Source organism: Pseudanabaena sp. SR411 (assembly GCF_002251945.1).
Classification (GTDB): Bacteria; Cyanobacteriota; Cyanobacteriia; order Pseudanabaenales; family Pseudanabaenaceae; genus Pseudanabaena.
Window position 1 is genome coordinate 1 of the sequence record NZ_NDHW01000214.1, and the last position, 20,894, is coordinate 20,894.

The following is a 20,894-nucleotide window of genomic DNA, read 5'->3' on the forward strand; positions in this document are numbered from 1 at the left end:
TGCCTCGACAAAAAAACGCCGATTTTCGGGCTAACATTTTCTATCATTTGCTCTCGCACTGCTAGTTCTATCCCTTCCAAGGTCTTTAACTGCTTAATATTTTTTGCCTCTGCATTTCGATATAATATTGCGGCAATTCCTTGGCAGTATTCTTCTAACTTTTGTTGGTCTTCGGGTGTCATTGGCTTTGGGATGCGCTTTTTGTTCTATTATCTCATCCCTGTATCTATAAGTGTTTATACTTAGTGCCTAAGTGAGATGCTCCCTAGTTAAACCCCAGAGAAACTTTTGGAAGCGTCGCTCCACGCCCCGCTTCCAAAAGTTTCTCTGTACTACTCAAAGCCTCAATAGGCTGTATCTCTTCTAAATTTTAGTAAACCAATCTAAATCAACTTCAACAGACTCAATCATTTTGATGTGAACACCAAGTTTTAAATCCTTTAACCTATGCACTAATTGTTCACCGTCAATTAGGTCAATCGGTGGCGCACCATCTCGCGTTGCTTCCTTTATGGCATCTCTAGTAAAAGTCCCTGTTGTTACAACTAAGCCTTTATCTGTTCTTCCTTGCATAGCACCACGAAAATCTCGAATCTGACTCGCTGTAACTGCTCCTTGATATCGTTTGCATTGAAATAACACATGAAAGCTCAAAAATCCATTAATACGCGCAATTCCAACGCCATCAATTCCTCCATCTCCTGATTTACCTGTTACCTGTACCTGAATAAATCCTGACTCTCGCAGCAATCTTTGGGTGAGTCGCTCAAATGCATCTGGACTAAGTGAAAGCAACACATTGTGAAGTTTTTGATGCCATGCTATTTCTTCTAAATGTTCAACGGATGCTACTAGCTCATTTGCATTATCGATACCAGCAAAATCTTCTTTTGTATTACCGTTGGCTGATTGACCTTTAACAACTCTGACAATTTCTTTAGGATCGATATCATCTAAGTTAATTGCGGTTGAGGTTAAAGCCCATACTCCACGAGCAGAATTTTCAATTAGTCCATATTTTTTCAAATAAGTTCTAGTCCAACCTGAACGATATTCAACCTCACTTTTAGATGTATTACCATGTAAAACATTGAGTACTTCATCGGACAAGTTTAATAGGCGGATCACTTCACTATTAATTTCTTCAATTGTTCCAGAGCCACCCAAGTTTTTTAGCGAGTGAAGAATCGGAAGAATTAGCGCGTCATATGTAGGTACTATTTGCGGCTGGTTCATGCAAAATGAAAATTATTTTATTTTGCTATTTATTATAGGATCTTGCGGTTTTCAAATAAGTGCGTACTCATTTGCCATAGAAGCAATTCGTGGTTGGATTTAGCTGGTTTGCTTATAGCCTAGCTTTAAGAAAATATTTTCTAGGGTTTCCTGAGTGCGATGAAAATTGGAAATGGGAATGTTTGCCTCAATTAGAGACTTAAGTAAGGCTGCACAGTCTTCAAGACTCCCCGCAAACTGAACTCTTACTATGGCAGCATCAGCTAAAACTTCTACTTCATGCACTAATTCTGATCGCTTCAAAACTGTTTCTAGATCTTCAATTTTACCTAATGTCGAGATCATAATCTGTTGTTGATCTTGGTTGCTGCGATCGTATAATGCTTGCAGGCGCGAGCTTTCAACCAAATGACCTAGCTCCATAATCCCAATTGATGTACAGATTTCCGCAAGATCGCTCAAAATATGTGATGAAATTAGAATCGTCATTCCTTGCTGTTGCAAAGACTTGATAATATTGCGAACCTGCACTCGCGCTAAGGGATCAAGTCCCGATACAGGCTCATCAAGCAATAGCAATGTGGGATTATGAATAATGCTCCGCGCAAGGCTGAGCCGTTGTTTCATCCCTCTTGAGAGTGTGGCAATTAGTTCATTCTTTTTCTGTTCTAGCTCCACTAGCTCGATCACCTCGTATAATCTTTGCGATCGCTGTGCATCTCGCAAAAAGTACAAACGCGCAAAATAATCGAGATAATCCCAAACCGTTAAGTCATCGTAAAGTGGAAAGTCATCGGGTAAATATCCGAGTTGCCGCTTTAATTCAGGATTATTTTGACCACGCAAAAACCGCGCCCCATTAATATAAATTTCGCCTGCGGTGGGTTCTTCGGCAGCAGCCAGCATCCGAATTAATGTGGTCTTACCTGCTCCATTAGGACCAATCAGTCCGTAGACTTCGCCGCGATCAATCTGCAAATCGATATGATTGACCGCAACGTGATTATCAAACTGTTTTGTCAATCGGTGAGTGCGAACCGTTGGTACTGCTGTCATCAGATTAATCTAAAAGTTACAGCTATGTTAACCTCCACATTGGAAATTGTGAATATATTTCCCAAATAACTTTAGATCTGCGTAACATCAGTTACAACGCTTTGCGCTCAAATCCAAAACAAGAAATTTTTTGAAAGGGTTGCAGAGCAACCCTTTCAAAAAATTTCTTGTGGTTCGTTTAATCGGTAATTGCTGTAATTACTCTGTTGTTGGGGAGATGGCAATCGCATGAATACTATTAGCGATCACCTGTTCTGCGGCAATTGCAGTTAGAGGACGCGAGAATAGATATCCTTGTCCAAACTCACAACCTAATTTTTTTAAAATTTCGACCTGCTGTTGAGTCTCTACACCTTCAGCAACCACACTCATATTCAAGGTATGCGCCAGCATCGTAATCGTCCGCACAATTTCTATATTCTCGCCACCATCAGTCATTTGCTCCACAAAGGCGCGATCTATTTTGAGAATGTTAATTGGGAAACGATGTAAATAGCTAAGGGAAGAATATCCTTGCCCAAAATCATCAATACTCAATTGAATATTTCTTGCCCTTAATTGAGCTAATTTATTAATCGTTTGTTCTCCTTGATCCATCAATGTACTTTCCGTAATTTCTAAACGAATGGAACCGCCATCAATACCAGTTTCCGCCAGAATGACATCAAGCTTCTCTAACAAATCTGGTTCACGAATTTGATGGCTAGCTAAATTAATGCTCATCTTTAAATTTGCGGCTTCAGGAAATTTATGTAGCCAAGTTTTTAGTTGATGACAGGCTTCCTTTAAGACCCAATCACCAACTGCCACAATCAATCCTGTATCTTCGGCAAGGGGAATAAACTCTATCGGAGAAATGAAACCACGTTTAGGATTCTTCCAGCGAATGAGCGCTTCAAATCCTGACAACTTATCCGTTTCTAAAGAAACTATGGGCTGATAGTAAAGCTCAAATTCCTGATGCTCAAGGGCATAATGGAGTTCACTCTCCAATTGTGTTAATCTCAGGGTCTGTTCATACATTTCCTGATCGAAGAGAATATAACGTCCTTTCCCTGAGGATTTAGCGCGATACATGGCAATATCAGCGTCTCTAAGCAAATCAACACAATTATCATAATCAGGTGTACTGATCACAATGCCAATGCTAGCGCTGGGAAAGATTGCTTCGCCTTTGATGATGATCGGAGCAAGGAACTTGTTGAGAATGCGATCGGCTACCATTAGGGCTTCGCTCACATCTTGAATATCATCAACGAGAATTGTAAATTCATCTCCCCCAAGGCGAGCCACTGTATCAATGGAACGTAAGCAACCTTGTAAAATCTCAGCGATCGCCTGCAAAAATAGGTCACCAACATTATGACCGAGACTATCGTTAATCATTTTGAAACGATCTAAGTCAATAAAAAAGATCGCAAATAGATAACTAGAATGACGTTTACTGTACTTGATCGCATGTTCTACCCGATCCATAAATAGATTGCGATTGGGTAAACCCGTTAAGGCATCATGGGAGGCATCATGGGCAAGCAGTTCGATCGAGTCGGAAAGTGCAGAATTGAGTTCGCGCAGGCGGGAAACATACATGTAGCTCTGCATCACTAACATCGAGCCAATATAAGTCAATAGAGCAGGTGCGATCGGTATCCACCAACCCGACAAAAATAGTACATAGCTCCCCCCAACAAGAAACCCTATGCTTAAAATCACTGTACCAGTTAAAAAAATTAAGCGTCTAGTCGAAAATATCCAAATAATTGCTGCCCCAGTAATCGCCCAACCCGCTATCCAAATCTCTTCCCAAATATCTGACCAGACTCTAAACAGAGGACGATTGTCGAGGGCTGCTCCTAAAATTAATTTGACAATATTTGCCTGAAATTCTACTCCCGACATTTGAGCGGGTGAGGTTATAAAATTACTGCTATAGGGAGTATAAAAAACATCATTGAGGCTTCCAGCTTGAGGTCCAATTAGGACAATGCGATCGCGCATTAGTTGGGGGTCAATGCGATTTTCGAGAATATCTTCAAGGGAAATGCAGCGAAACTTTTGAGAAGAGCCATGATAGTTCATCAGAACTTGATACCCACCCGCATCAATCCGAATATATCCACCATCCGTGCTTTCTAAAGGCTGGAAAATCGCTTTGCCGAGCTGTAAGTATCCACCAGATTCTGAAGACTTCGGTTCTATACCTTGATCTTTTAAATATCTGAGGGCGATCGCTAAACCCAAACTTGGTAGCCCCTCATTTCCATCGGGCATCGGATACAGTAAAGCGCGGCGTAATCTACCGTCAGGATCAACAATTACATCATTTGCCGATACTTGACCTAATGCTTTTAATGCGGGTGGTGGATCAATAACTGTACTAAAGCGATCGCCAATACTTTTTTCAATGCCTATCAAATTGGGAGTGGTTTTGAATATCTGTTCTAATTCGGCGTAACCATCTCCCACAGGAATATCTCGATACAAATCTAAGCCAATCACCTTGGGCTTTTGATCACGGATTTTACTCAAAATTCGGGCAAGGATGCGGTCAGATGCCGGCCAATTGCCTAGATAGCGAATATCTGATTCTTGTACGCCAACGATAATAATTCTTTCATCTACTGGCTCCGTAGGTCGAATTTGGATGTATAGGTCAAAGGCCGCCCATTCAGTCGGTTGTAACCAGCCTAACCAACGCAGTCCAAACACTAACAGGTAGATACTTCCACTAGACAGGAAAAAACCTCCCCACTGCTGAAATCTAAGTGGTAATTTTTCCCAATTTGACTTTAAGGTTTTAATAGCGATCATCTCAAGGAGTTTAATTGCACTTGCTTCCTTAAGCCTAACTTTTTTATCATAATTCCCGAATGGGCTACAAGCTAAAGTCAGGTCAGAGCCGCTAAGTTTCAATACTGAAATCAAATCGCACTGATCCTACCAAATTAATGTTTTGATGTATGCAAGCTCTTTGTCGCAACAGAAATTCTAATTGTAAAAATCGGTTTTTTGAAAGCCCGCCGTTGGCGGGCTTTCAAAAAACCGATTTTGGTGTTTCCAGCGCCGAAGGCGCTGGAAACACCAAAATCGGTTTCATAATGAGAATTGCTGTTGTCGCAACCCCAAAATCGGGGTTTTGAAAAAAGTCTTGTAGCAAATTCCTCTCAGATCAAAAAGAAGGACACGTAAAACGTGTCCTTCTTTTTGATCTGAGATTAAGCATTATGGCGGTTTCTCTGTATCCTGTAAATGAACTAATATACGTAAGCAAGTAGAGTCTAAAAATTTAGCTTTTCTTGCTGCTTAACTGCAAATAACTCAATAACTGTTGATACTACGGTTAAAAGTCAATAGGATTTTGACTAGATTGAAAGCAAGGTTTACAAAACTGTGTTTTGCAAAGATTGTAATTGAAAGGAAGGAAGCACAACTTTCAAGAGTAAGCGTGAGCCACCTCCTTGAGTGCGTTGTGGTTTAGGACGTTCGGTTGGTGTATATCCTGCTTGATAGTTTGCCAAAGCAAATTCTGGTTGACCGACAACAAATATTATCCCCCCGATGAAGGCAACCGAAGCTGGCAGAATATTTTTGTATGACTTCAACAACATATAAATTCTGGCTCTTAAGCTACTACCAGATCTTACCTGATTTACTGGAAAAATATTACTTTATATAACTTTCTAATAACTTTTTGTTGTTTCAAAAGTTTATTTAAGATGTTATATGCTTGTAATTTAAGCCTAGTTTTATATTTTTAAAGTTATGTAAAGACTTTGCATAAGAAAATTTTCAGGAATGAGCTACTCCATCACTAATGCAAGCAATACAAATCTCTTTGTGATAGAAAATTTTATGCAGCAAAGAATTCACAATCTTAGTTGTATAAAACTGCTTAATCTTAAATATTGTAAAAATATTTCTTTGAATTTCAATGGGCGCTGAGGGACTCGAACCCCCGACATTCTCGGTGTAAACGAGACGCTCTACCAACTGAGCTAAGCGCCCTTTTATTTAGTCTGTTTTTTTGACCTCACTAAATATAACAGATAGTGATCGCATTTAGTCAACTTATTTATAATTAATTTTTAGCCAACACTGAAAGCCTTATATAACAAGGTTTTCTAGGTTTTTAAAAAATAATAGAGGACATAGAGCTAGTTTACTGATCTCAGTCATTATTCACATTGTCTTACACGCTTACGAAATTTTCTAACACCAAAAACCAAACCAAAAACTAACTATTGGTACGGAATTGGTACGGAATGAAAACCCTGAAAGGCACTGTAGCCATAGAAAAGAATGATAATCGCATACGTTTAAGATGGTCTTGTGAGTCAAAAAGATATTGTCTGTCTCTAGGGTTTTCCTATACAGATGTAAATTTGAAGGTAGCTGAGCAAAAGGCTAGACAGATCGAGCTAGATATTTTGTCTGGCAACTTTGACCCCACTCTAAACAAATATAGGATCAAGCAAGTAGCTGTCATTGCAAGTCCTGAAGTTGTAAAACCAAGTCAAGAACTCTTGCTTCCTATATGGGATAAGTGGGTTATTAGCTTGTGTTTACCAACTAGAACGCTTTGTTCCCACTACGCTAGAATTAGGCGCTACATTGAAAAAGCCGATCCTTTGGCTAGTGATGCTTTTTGGTATGAAACGATTGTCAGTCTATCTCCTAGGATCTGGAATGATTCTTTAAGCTATTTGGTATCTTGTCTAAATTGGGCGATCTCTGAAAAGCTTGTATCTGACAACCCTTTTTCAAAGTTGAAACGTAGAAAAGTATTAAAGAATCAGGTTAAACCTTTTAATCATGAAGAAGTCAAGGCAATAGTTAACGCTTTTCGCAACAATCTCTATTGTCCAAAGTCTTCAGCGTACAAGCATAGTTTTTATGCTGATTACATTGAGTTTTTGTTTTTGACTGGTGTTAGACCTTCAGAAGCTATAGGGCTTCAGCGTCAACATATAGACTTTACTCGTAATGAGATTGTCATTTGTTCAGTCTTAGCTAGAGGCGATCAAGGACAAACTGCTAGTAAACATCGTGTCCGCAAAGAAACAAAAACAGGCTCTATTCGTTATCTGACAATGACAGCTAGGTTAACTGAAATGCTTGAGATTAGATGTCGCGATCTTAATCCTGATGACTTGGTTTTTACTTCTCCCAATGGAAATGCAATTGATGATAATAACTTTACAACGAGACAATGGAAGGTCGTTTTAGCAGGGTTAGGGGTTGAGTACCGTAAGCCCTACATAACTAGACACACACTTGCATCAATGGCTTTAGAAGCTAATATGCCTATTACTTCTGTAGCTTATCTTCTGGGACATTCAGACACAACAATGATTATGCAAACGTATGGTCACGTTATAAATAGACCGTCTTTACCTGACTTTAGTTAAACATTGACTGTACGGCTCACTAGATTTAATTCTGGTGAGCCTTTTATTTTACCGATCGCACTATTAGTACTGTATAAAAACCTTTTCTTCTACGGTCTTGCTTTTCTGTGATAAGTTTGCTAAATTAGAGCGCTATAGAGAAACGCAATGCAACGAGCAAGGCGAATGGGCTATCAAAGCTCTTAATACCGACCTACTAAAACGCTGTAGGTAGTTACCAAAGACACGTGGTAACTAGTTTTCTCTAATCTCACGGCTAAGATGCAAACCTGCTCTTAGTGGTTGTTGGCTAACGGTGCTGACAATGAAGAGATCTTTATAAAGTTTTAGTCTCAACTGCAAGATTGATCATAGAAAAGAAGTAGGAAAGATCAGTATAAAAGTTTTCCTACAAAATCTATAACTACCAGAAGAACTATGCAAAGTAATTGCGTAGTTTTTTTGTTTTTTAATTCCTAGTTTGTACCTATTTCTATTAGTTTCTTAGTAAGTATATCCCTAGCTATTGCAGCTTTAGGGACTAATGTTTTACTTGCTAGATGTTCAAGCTTTTCTGTAAACTCTTCATCTAAATAAACACTAAGTAATTTTGCATTTCGTAATACTGATTTTCTGCCTTTTGCCATCATTAAACACCTTTTTCTTTTATATCTTTATTATATCATTTTATCATTAAGATATGTTAAAATATAAGTAGAAAAAGAAAAAAGTTTTCCATAAAAATCAGTTAAAAAAATAAACAAACTGATTATATGTCTAACAAAAAAGCATTACTCCTTCAAAGTAATGCCTACCTATTCGTATATCTATTAACCAAACAAAACTAAAAAACTATGACTAATAATTCTGTTCTTGCTAACATTATAACCCATAAATTGTTACTAGACAATACGCAGTATCAGAGTAAGCCTACTGATATTGGTGCAATTAATAATAGAATCGTAAACCATCCTAAAGACATTGATATCATTGAATTTAGCAACCAAATTACAACCCCTAATGGTAAAAGTTGGATTCCTGCTTATCTTGAAGGTGCTAGAAAGAATGATGCTTGGAAATCACAGTCAGTTTTTGCACTTGATTTTGACAATAAAAATCCTAAAACAAAATCACAGGTTGCAAGTCCTTTAAGCTTTGAACAGGTACTAGAACGCTTGAAAGATTACGGTTTAGATTGTGCATTCGCTTACACTACATTTAGTCATGCTGATAATTGGCATAAGTATCGCGTAGTTTTTCAGATTAACGAACCTGTTGTAGATAAAGGGGTTCGAGATGCAATCCAAAATGCACTTATGATAATATTTCCAGAATGCGATAAAGGTTGTAAAGATGCTTCTAGAATCTTTTTTGGAGGCAAAGATATCATCTATACAGACTATGACTACTACTTAGATTTGGGGTTACTTTTTCAAGCTGCTGATTTTTATGCAATCAAGGATTCAAGCAGTAAAAACATGAAGCGCGATCTAACTACAGCAAGAAAAAATATGGGTGTAAGAAAAATTGAAGCAAATACGATTACGCCTATATTTAATAATATAGAGAAAACTGTAAATGCTTCAAAAATAAAAACAGTTGATAATGTCGATTGGGATGAACTTAGAAAACAAATAAAAATTCTTGATGACTTTATGAATCCTGATATCAAACTGTTAGATCCGCAACTCTTAGGACTTGTTACTAACTTGATATATCTTAGTGGTGGTCAGGACTTATATGAAAAGTGTCTACGTGCTAACCCTGATTATAACTACAAAGAAAAAATACAAAAGCTTCATTACTGTAAAACCTCAGATTATCTACCAATGAGGTTAGAACACTTTTCACCCTATCAAGAAGATTGGTGTTATTTAAATCTGCTAAATACAATCCAAAAGAAGAAGATTGTAAGATTGAAGCAGTTTCAAGGTATGCCAATAGAGACAGCAAGACAACTGTTGATAGACACATTAAAAACTGTGATTGCAACACAAGATAATTATATTCATATCTTTAAAGTCGCAACTGGTTTAGGGAAAACGACCGCTTGTATGAATCTTAGTAATGTACTTTTTGCACTACCAACTCATGATCTAAAAAATGATGTGTCAGTACTAATGCACAAAGAACAATTACTTCATAGATTCACACCTAGTGATGAAATGTTGCCTAAAGAGGTCAAAGACAGGTTATCTTTTTTCTATGTTGTAGGAGCTAATGCTGAAGCTACAAGATACTTAAAAGAAATGTCGGAAATTTATCCACAAGTCAATGATTATCGCTTACAGAATCGTAGTTGCTACAAATCAACTGAAACAGTGCTTACAACCCATCAAAAAGCCTTATTCATTGATTGGGGACATAACACAATCATATTTGATGAGGATATATTTCAAGTGTTACTACCTATTGAATTTATTGACTTAGCTGATCTCTTGCGTCTTGAGAGTAAAATCAACAACACCAACGATAAGGTGAAAGTAACAGCATTGATTAACGACATTAGAGAAGGGAAGGTAAACACCCCTAGAATTATGGATCTTATATTTGAGGATTTAGAGAGCATAAGAGATGAAGTACTAAATAATCCTGCTTATAACTCACCTATCTTGCACTTTTTTAATGCTAGTTATTTTCAAGCTGACAACGCAAAATCTGGTGACATCACAAAAATTCGTTTTATTAGTAACTATACCGACAGGCTACCTCAAGACAAGAAAATCATTATTATGTCTGCCACTGCTGATGAGGCTAGCTATAAATGCTTATTTGGAGATCGCATAAAGTTTTATGATATTTCTAATGTAGATACTATTGGCTTCATTTCGCAAGATACTACTTACTCATTAAGTCATAGTTCTCTTAATGAACGTCTTAACTACATGACTGAACGATTAAAAGAGAACGGTCAACAAACCATTACTTTTAAATCATATGGCGAATACTTTATGAGTAAAGGAGTCGATATTGTTGAAGATATATATTTTTATAACTGTACGGGACGTGACAAGCTAAAAGGCAAGAACATTAACGTAGTTGGAACACCACACCGTCATCCCATAGAAATTGCTTTATATGCAAAGGTATTAAATCTACCTGTCAATGATGATGATTTTGACATAAAAAATTTCCATCAGCAAACGGTTGAACACAATGGGTTTAGATTCTGGTTTAACACCTATAACAATCTACACTTGAGAAATCTTCAGTTTCATTTCATTGAATCCGAACTCATACAAGCTGTCGGTCGCGCTAGGGTAAACACCGAACTATGCACAGTTAATCTTTACTCTAATTTTCCATTAAAAAATGCTTGTGTAACAGATGAAGAAAAAGAATTAGGTTTGCAGAGCTTTGTACATAGAGCTAATAGTCCTCTTTGTGACTTCGTTAATGAAGATGACCTGTATATACCTACAGATATTACAGACAGCGATTATTGCTATGAGTATGAGTACAATGAAAGCTTTGAATATGATCCGTTACCTTGTGATCTGATTGATGCTACTGAACAGAATTATTCATATATTTAGGGATACAAAGTAGGTAGACATACAACAGCCTACCTACACAACTAACTTGTTTCTCTTCTATGGTCTTTCTCAGATGTTAACGGAGATGGCTGTTTTTGGCTCTTGTAGGCTTTTAAACATCCAAAACATGAACGCAAGTAAACATTATTGCAAGTCTTAAAACACGAGTAACCGTAAGTTGAATTATGAATAAGAATAAAAAACTATTTGTTCAAAAGTTTGAGAAAGAAAATAGTATATGCAACATATGCGAGTCTGAGAAAAAGCTAACAGAGGATCATGTACCTCCAAAGTCATGTGTTTCAGTAAGTAATAGAGCTATTTATTTACTTTCTCATACTCTTACAGGAGATAACTCTTTTAAGCCCAGATTGGTTCAAAACGGTATTACTTATAAAACTATATGTGCTAAGTGCAATAATGATTTGGGGAAATATGACAAATATTTACTAGATCTTAAAGAAAAGATAGAAGTTTGTGTTAAGAGTAAACTAATACTACCAGATACAATTGAAGTTGAATGTTGTCCTAATGCAATCATGAGATCGGTTTTAGGACATATTCTATCTGCAAGAACTGGTGCTAATGAATCGATCATTGATAGTATTATTCGATCATCAATCAAGAATTCTTTACTACCAATTGATGATGATATTCATATCTTTTATTGGGTTTATCCTTACCAAGAAACCGTAATATTTAGAGACTTTTCGATGTCTGCTATTAGAGGAAAGCTTGATGAATGTCATAGGACAAGCTTTTTTAGTTTGATTAAATTTTATCCACTTGCTTTCCTTGTCGCATACGATTTGCCTGTATATAGTGATTTACTAAGTCTGCATGAATTTAATCACATTAAGCCAGAAGATAAAATGCTTATCAAAGTTGACTTAAAACTACATAAACAGAATTTTCCAGAAGTTCTAGATGGTTTTGATTTTATAGTATTTGGACGATCTGCAAATGACTCTGTATACTCAATTCCAAACTATAAAACAATTAACAAATAAATCATACAGAGAATGATGTTTTAAGCTGCAAATGATTGCATTTCGTAAAATTGCATCAATCATTGAGGCAGCCAAGCAAATATATTCAATAAAAGAGCCTGATTGAATTGCTCTTTCCATCAAATAGTGTGTTGCTTTTACCCCATCCAAGAGATCTACTATTGCATCATGTAGATTGTCCTGATCTGTCAATTTTGATGTTGAGTCCATTTTCGTCTCTCCAAAAGCAATAACTAGGTACTACATCTATAGTTTTTGTGTATGTAGCAAAGGGATCTTGAAAATCAGCTATTTGATTTACTTGGTTCACTGTTGAACGATTAAGTAAATGCTTCTGCCACCATTGCATTTCATCTATACATAATTTGGCTTGGTTTTTGAGTTCAGAAACAACATTAAATCCTTGAAGAATTGACTTGTGTTCTTCAATCCGACTTTGCATTGTTTCCATACGACGCTCAACATAAGTTGGATTTTGTATTAAGTCATAGAAAAGATGGGCTTCTTGAATTCTAGACTGTGCTGATACTAGTCCTAATAAAAGTTGCATATCATGAATTGCAGTAGAACCGTCTTCTTGAATTAGTGTTGCTATTTGTTCAGCTTTATTAGCCTCATGCATAGCATCTTTTACTTTGCTGGACACAACATTGCCAATGGCATTAGATATGTTATTGGCGATTCTATCAGGAATCGGAACGAATCTTTTTTGAGACAAATTACCTATACTAGTTTCTCTTCCTTTTTCTATAATTGATTTTGCCCGTTCAGAGAAGTTCTCAACAAGCATCTTATTTCTTTCTAAAACTGATCCAACTTCTTGTTCTGCAATTGCCAATCGTTCTGTTGCTAAATGCGTAAAATTCCCTGTGAAAAAATACTCATCAAGTACAGCATCTAGAGTTTTGATAGCCTGAAATACCCTACCCAAAGCATCAGCTTCTTGTCTAAAAGAAAGGCTTTCTATTTTGCGCGTCATTACGTCTAGCCTCTTATTGATACGCTGTAACTGTAATGTTCCTGCAATACCATTGAGAACTGACCAAATAGCAAAAGGTGCTATTACAGGAGCCATTGTGGAAGGCGCAAATCTCATTTGTCCTGCAATCTGACCTGTTGAGGTACTAACAACTGTTCCAAGAGAAGCACCACCTGTTTGCATTAATGTATGAGTACCAGCCTTTATCCCTTCAACTAATGCTGGAGTTCCTACTACTTGGAATAGACTACCATTAGCCAAGCTAGAAGAAACAATAGGTATAGCTCTACTGAGTTGATCTACAACCGAAGCACTTATATTCCCAGATGGAGATTCTTGAGGGCGTTGCCTCCAACGATCAATAATGTGTTGACTGGATTGAATCCCGTAACCAACTAAAAGAGCTTTTGAGCTACCATCTTGTCCAACAATCTCTATATATCTAGCGTCTTCTCTATTGCCAGAGCTATTTTGTCTTTTTGGATTAGTCATGACTAGCCTTTACTGTTAATTATTAAATTTTACCTAAATATTCTTAATTTGCAACTTTATACTATGAAATCTTGTAGAGAGACTTTTATACTAGTCTTTCCTACTATTATTTTCTTTCTACGGTCTTTCAAATATCATCTGACACCCCTATTTTTAGCCCTTGAAAGCTCTTGAATATCCAAAACTTAAGGAAGTAAGTAAACAGTCTTGCAAGTCTTAAAATGCCAGATAATCTTATAGAACGATTACAATAAATCGTCATCAGTTAGTTGCAAAGTCTCATTAGTCTCAAGATAATAAAATAATTCTTCATTAACTTGAGGAAAAAGCTCGGAAGTCATTAGAGAGAAAAGAACTTTTCTTGCTAAAATATAATCTTTCTTGTTGATTTTTTTATAGTCTGTATCGGTATCATCTTTAACAATGTGAACATGAACACGATTTCTAAGCTGACGGAGATACGGCAGATTTTTAAAGAACTCATCATTTCCTAATACAACAAGCTTTTTTGACTCAACGCGCTTACACATCGAATCAAAACTCATTTCTACATAAATTTTCGGATCGATTTTCTCAAAGATTTCCATGTCAATTTTTCTCTTCTTTCCATCAGTATCTTTAAACTCCGTTCCCTCTAGTTTACGATAGGAATTCCATGAAGTGGTTGTAGCATAACCTTGTGAGCGAAGCAGATAAAAAAACATAGCTTCAATAACTGAACACGCTACTATGATGAATGTCTTCGTGTTTTGTGTCCAGAGAACGCTAGAAAGATGTATGTCTTCGCTACAACGATACATAAATTCAAGATGTTGTAGTGAGTAGGCTATATTTTTTCGCAATCCCCTGCACTCTTTTTGTTCATAGCCCGATATTGGAAATATGAATTGTGTAAGGTATTCTTCCAAAGCCTCAATTGATTTTGGATACCATTTACTACCTGTATCGCCTTTCAGTTTGAGCATTTTTATTTGGCAATCATTTTTTGCTACACTTTTTGTATAACTTCATCTCGATAAACAATACAACCAACTTTAAAAGAAAGCTACAGTCTTGCGAAAGATAAAAAATTAAACTGATTATTTGCTGTCAAATAACCCAACTTTAGCCTTGACCAGTATAGATAGCTCACGATAAAAACATGATCTACTGTTGTGTCACAAGGAAAAGTATGTATAAGTAGATACTTATAGGTTGTCACTCAAGCATCACTTTTTTTCTATGGTTGTCTTGTTGTCTTGTCGCGAGTCTAGCTTTCTCACTATGAGGTCGCGACAGTCAACGTCTTGAAATCTTCATATAACTTTTTATTATAGATTTACGAAATATTATAAGAAATACCTATATTAATATCCCTTAAAAAACCCCTGACTAGCAATCATTTCTCTTTACTTAACGCTTGAAATGCTTTACTATTAAGGAGTTGGTACGGAATTGGTACGGAAAATATTTGTAATTTGTAAAAGCCTTGTGAATAGAGAGTTAGAGAGTAATCACATTCTCGGTGTAAACGAGACGCTCTACCAACTGAGCTAAGCGCCCTTTTATTTAGTCTGTTTTTTTGACCTCACTAAATATAACAGATAGCGATCGCATTTAGTCAACTTTTTTATAAGTAATTTTGAAAATTAATTTTCGGTAGCTCTCCAAGTAATAAAAAAGGACGCAAAGCGTCCTTTTTTATACTTTTTTATTACTTATTTACAATTTGGTAGGCAATTTTGTTAGTACGCTCGATCAGCATTGGCAAGTCAAGGGTGGTCAACTGACCACGATCAACGATCTTACGACCATTGATAAAGCTGTAATCAACCGATGGTACAGGGCAAAATATTAAGGCGGATACGAGATCGTGATGTGCGCCTGCAAACTGCGATTGCTCAATATCAATGGCAATAAAATCTGCGGCCATATTTGGGGTGATCGCCCCAATATCATCCCTGCCCAACACCTTTGCACCGCCAAGGGTAGCTACTTCCAAGATCTCCCTAGCACTCATCGATGTGGGATCACACTCATTGACCCGTGCTAGCAAAAAGGCTGTTCGCGCTTCTTGCAACAGGTTGCCAGTGTCATTAGAAGCCGAACCATCTACACCTAGCCCCACTGGCACATTATGATTTAGCATTTTTCTGATTGGGGCGATGCCACTGCCTAGGCGCGTATTACTGCAAGGACAATGCGCCACACCCGTACCCGTGCGTCCAAATTTGGCGATCGAATCATCACTCAATTTCACACAATGGGCATGCCACACATCATCCCCCAGCCAGCCTACTGACTCTGCATAGTCTCCTGGGATTTTGCCAAATTTAGCGAGGCTATAGTCTACATCAGACTTATTTTCGGCAAGATGGGTATGCAATCTCACACTGGTATAGGATCTCGCCATTTTTGCTGATTCGATCATCAATTCTGGGGACACAGAAAATGGGGAACAGGGTGCGAGAGTCATGCGTAACATGGCAAAGCGCGAAGGATCATGATACTGCTCAATTAATCTTTGCGAGTCTTTGAGAATGTCAGCTTCCTTCTCAACTAAAGCATCGGGTGGGAGTCCACCTTGACTCTCACCAACGCTCATACTGCCTCGACTAGCATGAAAACGCATTCCAATTTCCTGTACACCTGCTATTTCATCATCCAATTTGCAATCATTAGGATAGATATAGAGATGATCGCTAGCAGTCGTGCAACCAGATAGAATCAATTCTGCGGCTGCCATCTGAGCGCTGATATAAATGCTTTCAGATGTGAGATTTCCCCAAATTGGGTAGAGAGTTTGCAACCAATTAAAGAGAGTGCAATTTTGAGCGGCGGGGATAACTTTAGTAAGAACTTGATAGAAATGATGATGGGTATTAACCAACCCTGGTAAGACAATATGTTTTCCCTGTAAGTCCAACACTTCATCGGCATTTTGAGGTAATTCGGTAGTGAGTCCTACCTGCTCAATCACATTATCTCTCACAAATATCGCTGCATTATGGAGTTCTCGGCGATCGCGATCCATAGTGACTAAGGTATGGATATTTTTGACTAGAAGTGTAGGCATAAATTCTGATGCAAGTAAAAAAGTAAAATGTGACTCTTAATTTTTACATTAGGATTTAGTAACTAATTGTCATAGTTATAACCTTTTACAACGCTTCGCACCCAAACCCAAAAAGTTGTGTTCCGCAGTGGTAAGACTTTTCGGGTTTGGGTAATTTATTTAGACAAGTGCTTATCTTCTGTTATCTATTGGTAAAATCACACTAATGATTGTGCCAACTAATGATGAAGATTCAATTTCTAACCTACCACCATGAGCTTCTACAATTTTTTTGACAATCGCTAAACCCAAACCATTTCCAGAAGGCTTAGTTGTCATAAATGGCTTTGTTACATTGGGTAAAAGTTCGAAGGGAATTGGAATACCTCCATTTTGCACCTGAATACATATTTGGCGCGAAGAAGTCAAAAAGGAAAAATATACTTGAATTTTTTCTCCATCTGATACAGCTTCACATGCATTTTGCAGTAAATTAATCAAAACCTGCGTTAACTTATCTCTGTCACCGAAGACGATTATCGGTTCAGAAAAAGGGGTAAAACATATTTGCTTACCCAATGCGTCTTGCATACTAGAAATATTTGTAATTAGATCTAGAGTTAATTCATTCAAATCAATAGGCTCTCGTTGAATCACTTCTTGCCTCGAATAGAGAAGAATTTCGTTTAAAAGCCTCTTCAAGCGTTCTCCCTCCTCTAAAGCCAACATCAATCTCTTCTTCGCATTCTCAGCTAAATCCATCCGCTGAAAAAAGTTTAAGCCCATGAGTATTGTGGTCAGAGGATTGCGAACTTCATGGACAATTGTGGTTGCTAATTCGCCAATTTCCGAAAGTCTTTCCATGGCTTTAAGCGATCGCTGTTGTTCTTGTTGTCGTTCCGTAATATCTTCAGCAATACCAGCAACTCGGTAGATTTTTCCAGCATTATCGATAATCGGAAAGGCGCGATCGCGAATGATTCTAATACTTCCATCGGGGCGAATAATTCGATATTCAAGATTATAATTCCCATTTTGTGTAAATACTTTCTGAAATGCGACTGATACATACTCTCGATCTTCGGGATGAATTGCATTTAGGCAAACTTTGCCATCTGCATACCATTTTTCGATAGGAATCCCCCACATTTTCTCGAACATAGGACTCATATATATCGGTTCTCCGTCTTGAGAATACATCCATACTAAAGGCTCTAAGTTTTCTGCAATCTGACGTAGTTGTTCTTCACTTTCCCTTAATGCTTGTTCTACTTCTCGACGTTCTTTAATTTCTGCCTGTAGGGTTAGATTCATTTGCTGTTGCTGTTGATAGAGATTATAGTTATCAATAGCTGTAGCAGCTCGTTCAGCAAAAATTTTTGCCAGTCTCATTTCTTCGGTCGTAAATCGACGCGGTTGACGGTGAAACGAACAAATAGTACCAATAATTTCCCCAGTCGGCAATTTTAAGGGTACTCCTAAATAGGCAAAATATCCTTCAGGTGGCTCACCATATCTTTTATCGATAGATGTATCTTCTACAAACAAACATTGACCAGTAAGAATTACTGTTTCAGTCACCGTACCATGCAAAGTGTAACGGTGGTCATCGGCATAACCCTTATCAATGGAGCTAGCTAAAATTTTCTCGAATCCATCACGGCAAAGAGTCACTACAGCCCAATCTAAGTCGAGCAACTCGCTAACACTATTGGCTACTAGTTGTAGGTATTTTTTTAACTCACCTGTGCGATAACTGAGAGAAGACAAAACATCTAAAGCCCGTTGTTGCTTATCTATATAATCTTGTCTTGGTAAGAAAATGCTTGAGATTTTATGTCTAATCTTTTTCAGCCATGCTTTAGTAGCTTTGAGGGAGTGAAGAAAAAGCTCTTTCCAGTAATTCATAAAAATTCACTCAGCCAACACTCAGCTTCTACTAATTAATTACTTAAGGGTAAATCATATTGAAATGGACTAGAGGCGCAATAATTATTTATATTTCTATGTATCGACGTGAGTAACTAATCGTCATAATGTGTGTACTTCGTGCTGCATATCAAGCATTATTTTTTTATATACGCATGAATTTATGTCACCTAAAATTCTCTTAATAGAAGATGATATCAAACTAGCCCAATTTATTGAGATGGAATTGACTTGCGAAGAATATGAAGTGAGTATGGCACATAATGGCTTAGATGGACTAACTCAAGCTAGGCAAAATCCGCCTGATTTAGTGGTTTTGGACTGGATGATGCCAGGGCTAACGGGGGTGGAGATCTGTCGGCGACTGAGATCTACAGGTAGTAAAGTTCCCATTATTTTAGTCACTGCTAGAGATGAAATCAGCGATCGCGTTTCAGGTTTAGATGCTGGAGCTGATGATTACGTGATTAAGCCTTTCAGTATTGAAGAATTGCTAGCCAGAATCCGTTCCAATTTGCGCCGTACTAAAGAAGAAGATAGCAACATACTCCAATTTGAAGATTTAAGTTTGAATCACCGTACTCGTGAAATATTTAGGGCTGAAAGGTTGATTGAGCTGACGGTACGTGAGTTTGAGTTGTTGGAATATCTCATGAATCATCCACAGCAGGTCATGACTCGCGATCAAATTCTAGAGAATGTTTGGGGTTATGATTTTGGAGGCGATTCTAATATCATTGAGGTTTACGTCCGTACTCTGCGACAAAAGTTAGAAACTGATAATGCTTGCCGACTTATCCAAACTGTTCGTGGCATCGGTTATGTCTTGCGTGTTAGTAAGTAGATAGGCATAATTAATTACAAACCCAAACCCAAACCCGTAAGGGCACGCCCTTACGGGTTTGGGTAATTTATTCTGAACAGGTACATAAGTAATTAACTGAGTAAATGCTGAGTTTTTGCCTAATCGTTTTTAATTTTAAACTTATCCAACTCATAACTTAATTTCAGCTTTGTATCATCGCGATCGCCGATCATTTAGAAGTCGCAATTAGCTGATTTAGCGAATATCGAGAGCGCAGGTTGAGCTAATCAATTTAGGAGCATTAAGATGAATATCAAGTCCGTCAGTCCTCTGCTTACAAGTGTTGCCTTAGCAGGTTTTATCGGAGTTAGCGATGTGGTTATTCACTCATTTACGCCACAACTCCAATCCATAGCGATCGCTGCTGAACAAACCGATGCAGAGAAGCATATTGAAATTATTACCAAAAATAAAGGTCAAATTGGCGGTGGCGATCAACTGCGTCGCTGGTTTTTTGGCGATCTTATGCCTTTAGGGGTGCAACCAGGTGGAGCTGGCATGGTTGTCAGTCTTTACAACAAAGCTAATGATGTTACATTTTCCTACTGTGCTACCTATGATGTCGTCGTTGCAGTTAGGAAGGGCAAGGTAGTTAAGTTTCCTGCTAATGAAGTCAAATAGTTAAGATTTCGTAGAGCGAAGATTTGCTTTCATCCACAGCCCCAATCTTGTATGGAAAGGGGCTGTCCGTCTTTCTCATTAATATTTTTTCACTTGCCAATCCTATGGATCTAAAAGATACTCTAGCCTTATTACATCCTGCGATCGCTATTGCATTTGTTTTTCCATTGATTGGGATCGTAATCAATCGTTCTTGGCTAACTCGTCAACGTCGTCTACAGGCATTAAATGGAGAGAAGAGTAAAATCCCGCCAGTAGTTGGCTCTGAGCATCTAGCGATCGGTTATTGGCTAAGTGGTTCAGTGGTAGGTGTCGCTCTTTTAGGGCTGGCTTTCCCAATTTTTTCCAAGATGATAGAGCGTGACATCTTAGCCCAAGAGCCGATGCGGGTTGCTTTTGTGATGATCTTGTTTGTGGTTACTACTGCCTCAATGGTATTTCTTTATCGCGCTACTACTAAATTGTGGAGAGGGATTTTTGCGACTCTAACTGGGATGGGATTGATTTTGTTAGGTTCTCAACCAGAGGTATTTCGTCGCGATCGCGAGTGGTTCTTTTCTCATTATTACTATGGAATCGCAGCAGCTTTATTGATGATTTTCTCAGTGGCGATCGTGCAAAAACGACACTGGTCAGTAAATTAGTGGCATGAGAAAATAGAGATAGAGCTAAGGAGAAAGCCATGGAATGCCCCCACTGCCAAAGCAAAAAGACTATCAAAAACGGGAAACATCACCACCAAGACGGAA

At 37.8% G+C, this 20,894-nt stretch carries 15 protein-coding genes, 1 tRNA gene and 1 pseudogene; 6 read left to right on the top strand and 11 right to left on the bottom strand.

Going from position 1 to position 20,894, the window contains the following annotated elements; translation table 11 throughout:
- From B9G53_RS22935 to B9G53_RS22960, 6 genes and pseudogenes are all read right to left on the bottom strand, one after another.
- Window positions 1–182 (bottom strand): annotated as a pseudogene (locus tag B9G53_RS22935) (ISKra4 family transposase); the annotation flags it as partial.
- Window positions 183–363: 181 nt separating this feature from the next.
- Window positions 364–1,236: a restriction endonuclease gene (locus tag B9G53_RS22940; RefSeq protein ID WP_094535768.1), complete on the bottom strand. Its 873-nt coding sequence runs from the start codon at window positions 1,234–1,236 to the stop codon at window positions 364–366.
- 99 nt (window positions 1,237–1,335) lie between these two features.
- Complete coding sequence (locus B9G53_RS22945; RefSeq protein WP_094535769.1) at window positions 1,336–2,292, bottom strand: ABC transporter ATP-binding protein; 957 nt, start codon at window positions 2,290–2,292, stop codon at window positions 1,336–1,338.
- Between the two features lie 198 nt (window positions 2,293–2,490).
- Window positions 2,491–5,103, bottom strand: a complete 2,613-nt coding sequence (locus tag B9G53_RS22950) for an EAL domain-containing protein (protein ID WP_094535770.1) — start codon at window positions 5,101–5,103, stop codon at window positions 2,491–2,493.
- A gap of 569 nt (window positions 5,104–5,672) precedes the next feature.
- A complete protein-coding gene (locus B9G53_RS22955; RefSeq protein WP_094535771.1) occupies window positions 5,673–5,900 on the bottom strand; it encodes a hypothetical protein in 228 nt (75 codons plus the stop codon).
- 324 nt (window positions 5,901–6,224) lie between these two features.
- Window positions 6,225–6,297: transfer RNA gene (locus tag B9G53_RS22960), tRNA-Val, on the bottom strand.
- A gap of 257 nt (window positions 6,298–6,554) precedes the next feature.
- Here B9G53_RS22960 and B9G53_RS22965 point away from each other — a divergent pair.
- Window positions 6,555–7,700 (top strand): site-specific integrase, encoded by a 1,146-nt coding sequence (locus tag B9G53_RS22965; RefSeq protein ID WP_094535772.1) that lies wholly within the window; start codon window positions 6,555–6,557, stop codon window positions 7,698–7,700.
- A 455-nt stretch (window positions 7,701–8,155) separates the two neighbouring features.
- On the opposite strand, the gene B9G53_RS27635 is transcribed toward B9G53_RS22965, so the two are convergent.
- Window positions 8,156–8,326: a hypothetical protein gene (locus B9G53_RS27635; RefSeq protein ID WP_217901657.1), complete on the bottom strand. Its 171-nt coding sequence runs from the start codon at window positions 8,324–8,326 to the stop codon at window positions 8,156–8,158.
- A 207-nt stretch (window positions 8,327–8,533) separates the two neighbouring features.
- Between B9G53_RS27635 and B9G53_RS22970 the strand changes: the two genes are divergently transcribed.
- Together B9G53_RS22970 and B9G53_RS22975 are read left to right on the top strand one after the other, a co-directional pair.
- The gene (locus B9G53_RS22970; RefSeq protein ID WP_094535773.1) at window positions 8,534–11,215 is read left to right on the top strand and encodes a hypothetical protein; all 2,682 of its coding nucleotides are present in this window, start codon (window positions 8,534–8,536) and stop codon (window positions 11,213–11,215) included.
- A 185-nt stretch (window positions 11,216–11,400) separates the two neighbouring features.
- The gene (locus B9G53_RS22975; protein ID WP_094535774.1) at window positions 11,401–12,225 is read left to right on the top strand and encodes a hypothetical protein; all 825 of its coding nucleotides are present in this window, start codon (window positions 11,401–11,403) and stop codon (window positions 12,223–12,225) included.
- A 166-nt stretch (window positions 12,226–12,391) separates the two neighbouring features.
- On the opposite strand, the gene B9G53_RS22980 is transcribed toward B9G53_RS22975, so the two are convergent.
- The 4 genes from B9G53_RS22980 to B9G53_RS22995 all read right to left on the bottom strand — a co-directional run bounded on the left by B9G53_RS22980 (window position 12,392) and on the right by B9G53_RS22995 (window position 18,638).
- The gene (locus B9G53_RS22980) at window positions 12,392–13,696 is read right to left on the bottom strand and encodes a hypothetical protein (RefSeq protein WP_094535775.1); all 1,305 of its coding nucleotides are present in this window, start codon (window positions 13,694–13,696) and stop codon (window positions 12,392–12,394) included.
- A gap of 245 nt (window positions 13,697–13,941) precedes the next feature.
- Window positions 13,942–14,661 (bottom strand): hypothetical protein, encoded by a 720-nt coding sequence (locus B9G53_RS22985; RefSeq protein WP_094535776.1) that lies wholly within the window; start codon window positions 14,659–14,661, stop codon window positions 13,942–13,944.
- A gap of 728 nt (window positions 14,662–15,389) precedes the next feature.
- The gene (locus B9G53_RS22990) at window positions 15,390–16,751 is read right to left on the bottom strand and encodes an 8-oxoguanine deaminase (protein WP_094535777.1); all 1,362 of its coding nucleotides are present in this window, start codon (window positions 16,749–16,751) and stop codon (window positions 15,390–15,392) included.
- 171 nt (window positions 16,752–16,922) lie between these two features.
- Window positions 16,923–18,638, bottom strand: a complete 1,716-nt coding sequence (locus B9G53_RS22995) for an ATP-binding protein (RefSeq protein ID WP_094535778.1) — start codon at window positions 18,636–18,638, stop codon at window positions 16,923–16,925.
- Between the two features lie 184 nt (window positions 18,639–18,822).
- On the opposite strand from B9G53_RS22995, the gene B9G53_RS23000 reads away from it, so the two are divergent.
- The 3 genes from B9G53_RS23000 (at window position 18,823) to B9G53_RS23010 (ending at window position 20,789) form a co-directional block, all read left to right on the top strand.
- Window positions 18,823–19,503, top strand: a complete 681-nt coding sequence (locus B9G53_RS23000) for a response regulator transcription factor (RefSeq protein ID WP_094535779.1) — start codon at window positions 18,823–18,825, stop codon at window positions 19,501–19,503.
- A 267-nt stretch (window positions 19,504–19,770) separates the two neighbouring features.
- The gene (locus tag B9G53_RS23005; RefSeq protein ID WP_094535780.1) at window positions 19,771–20,145 is read left to right on the top strand and encodes a hypothetical protein; all 375 of its coding nucleotides are present in this window, start codon (window positions 19,771–19,773) and stop codon (window positions 20,143–20,145) included.
- A gap of 104 nt (window positions 20,146–20,249) precedes the next feature.
- Window positions 20,250–20,789, top strand: coding sequence for a DUF4079 domain-containing protein (locus tag B9G53_RS23010; RefSeq protein WP_094535781.1), 540 nt, complete (start codon window positions 20,250–20,252; stop codon window positions 20,787–20,789).
- The last annotated feature ends 105 nt before the right edge of the window (window positions 20,790–20,894 follow it).

Bases quoted from the DNA above. Each gene is read 5' to 3' on its own strand.
- B9G53_RS22970 (WP_094535773.1), top strand. From the start codon at position 8,534: ATGACTAATAATTCTGTTCTTGCTAACATTATAACCCATAAATTGTTA.
- B9G53_RS22955 (WP_094535771.1), bottom strand. From the start codon at position 5,900: ATGTTGTTGAAGTCATACAAAAATATTCTGCCAGCTTCGGTTGCCTTC.
- B9G53_RS22995 (WP_094535778.1), bottom strand. From the start codon at position 18,638: ATGAATTACTGGAAAGAGCTTTTTCTTCACTCCCTCAAAGCTACTAAA.
- B9G53_RS22990 (WP_094535777.1), bottom strand. From the start codon at position 16,751: ATGCCTACACTTCTAGTCAAAAATATCCATACCTTAGTCACTATGGAT.
- B9G53_RS23000 (WP_094535779.1), top strand. From the start codon at position 18,823: ATGTCACCTAAAATTCTCTTAATAGAAGATGATATCAAACTAGCCCAA.
- B9G53_RS22965 (WP_094535772.1), top strand. From the start codon at position 6,555: ATGAAAACCCTGAAAGGCACTGTAGCCATAGAAAAGAATGATAATCGC.
- B9G53_RS22945 (WP_094535769.1), bottom strand. From the start codon at position 2,292: ATGACAGCAGTACCAACGGTTCGCACTCACCGATTGACAAAACAGTTT.
- B9G53_RS22940 (WP_094535768.1), bottom strand. From the start codon at position 1,236: ATGAACCAGCCGCAAATAGTACCTACATATGACGCGCTAATTCTTCCG.
- B9G53_RS22950 (WP_094535770.1), bottom strand. From the start codon at position 5,103: ATGATCGCTATTAAAACCTTAAAGTCAAATTGGGAAAAATTACCACTT.
- B9G53_RS22975 (WP_094535774.1), top strand. From the start codon at position 11,401: ATGAATAAGAATAAAAAACTATTTGTTCAAAAGTTTGAGAAAGAAAAT.
- B9G53_RS22985 (WP_094535776.1), bottom strand. From the start codon at position 14,661: ATGCTCAAACTGAAAGGCGATACAGGTAGTAAATGGTATCCAAAATCA.
- B9G53_RS22980 (WP_094535775.1), bottom strand. From the start codon at position 13,696: ATGACTAATCCAAAAAGACAAAATAGCTCTGGCAATAGAGAAGACGCT.
- B9G53_RS27635 (WP_217901657.1), bottom strand. From the start codon at position 8,326: ATGGCAAAAGGCAGAAAATCAGTATTACGAAATGCAAAATTACTTAGT.
- B9G53_RS23005 (WP_094535780.1), top strand. From the start codon at position 19,771: ATGAATATCAAGTCCGTCAGTCCTCTGCTTACAAGTGTTGCCTTAGCA.
- B9G53_RS23010 (WP_094535781.1), top strand. From the start codon at position 20,250: ATGGATCTAAAAGATACTCTAGCCTTATTACATCCTGCGATCGCTATT.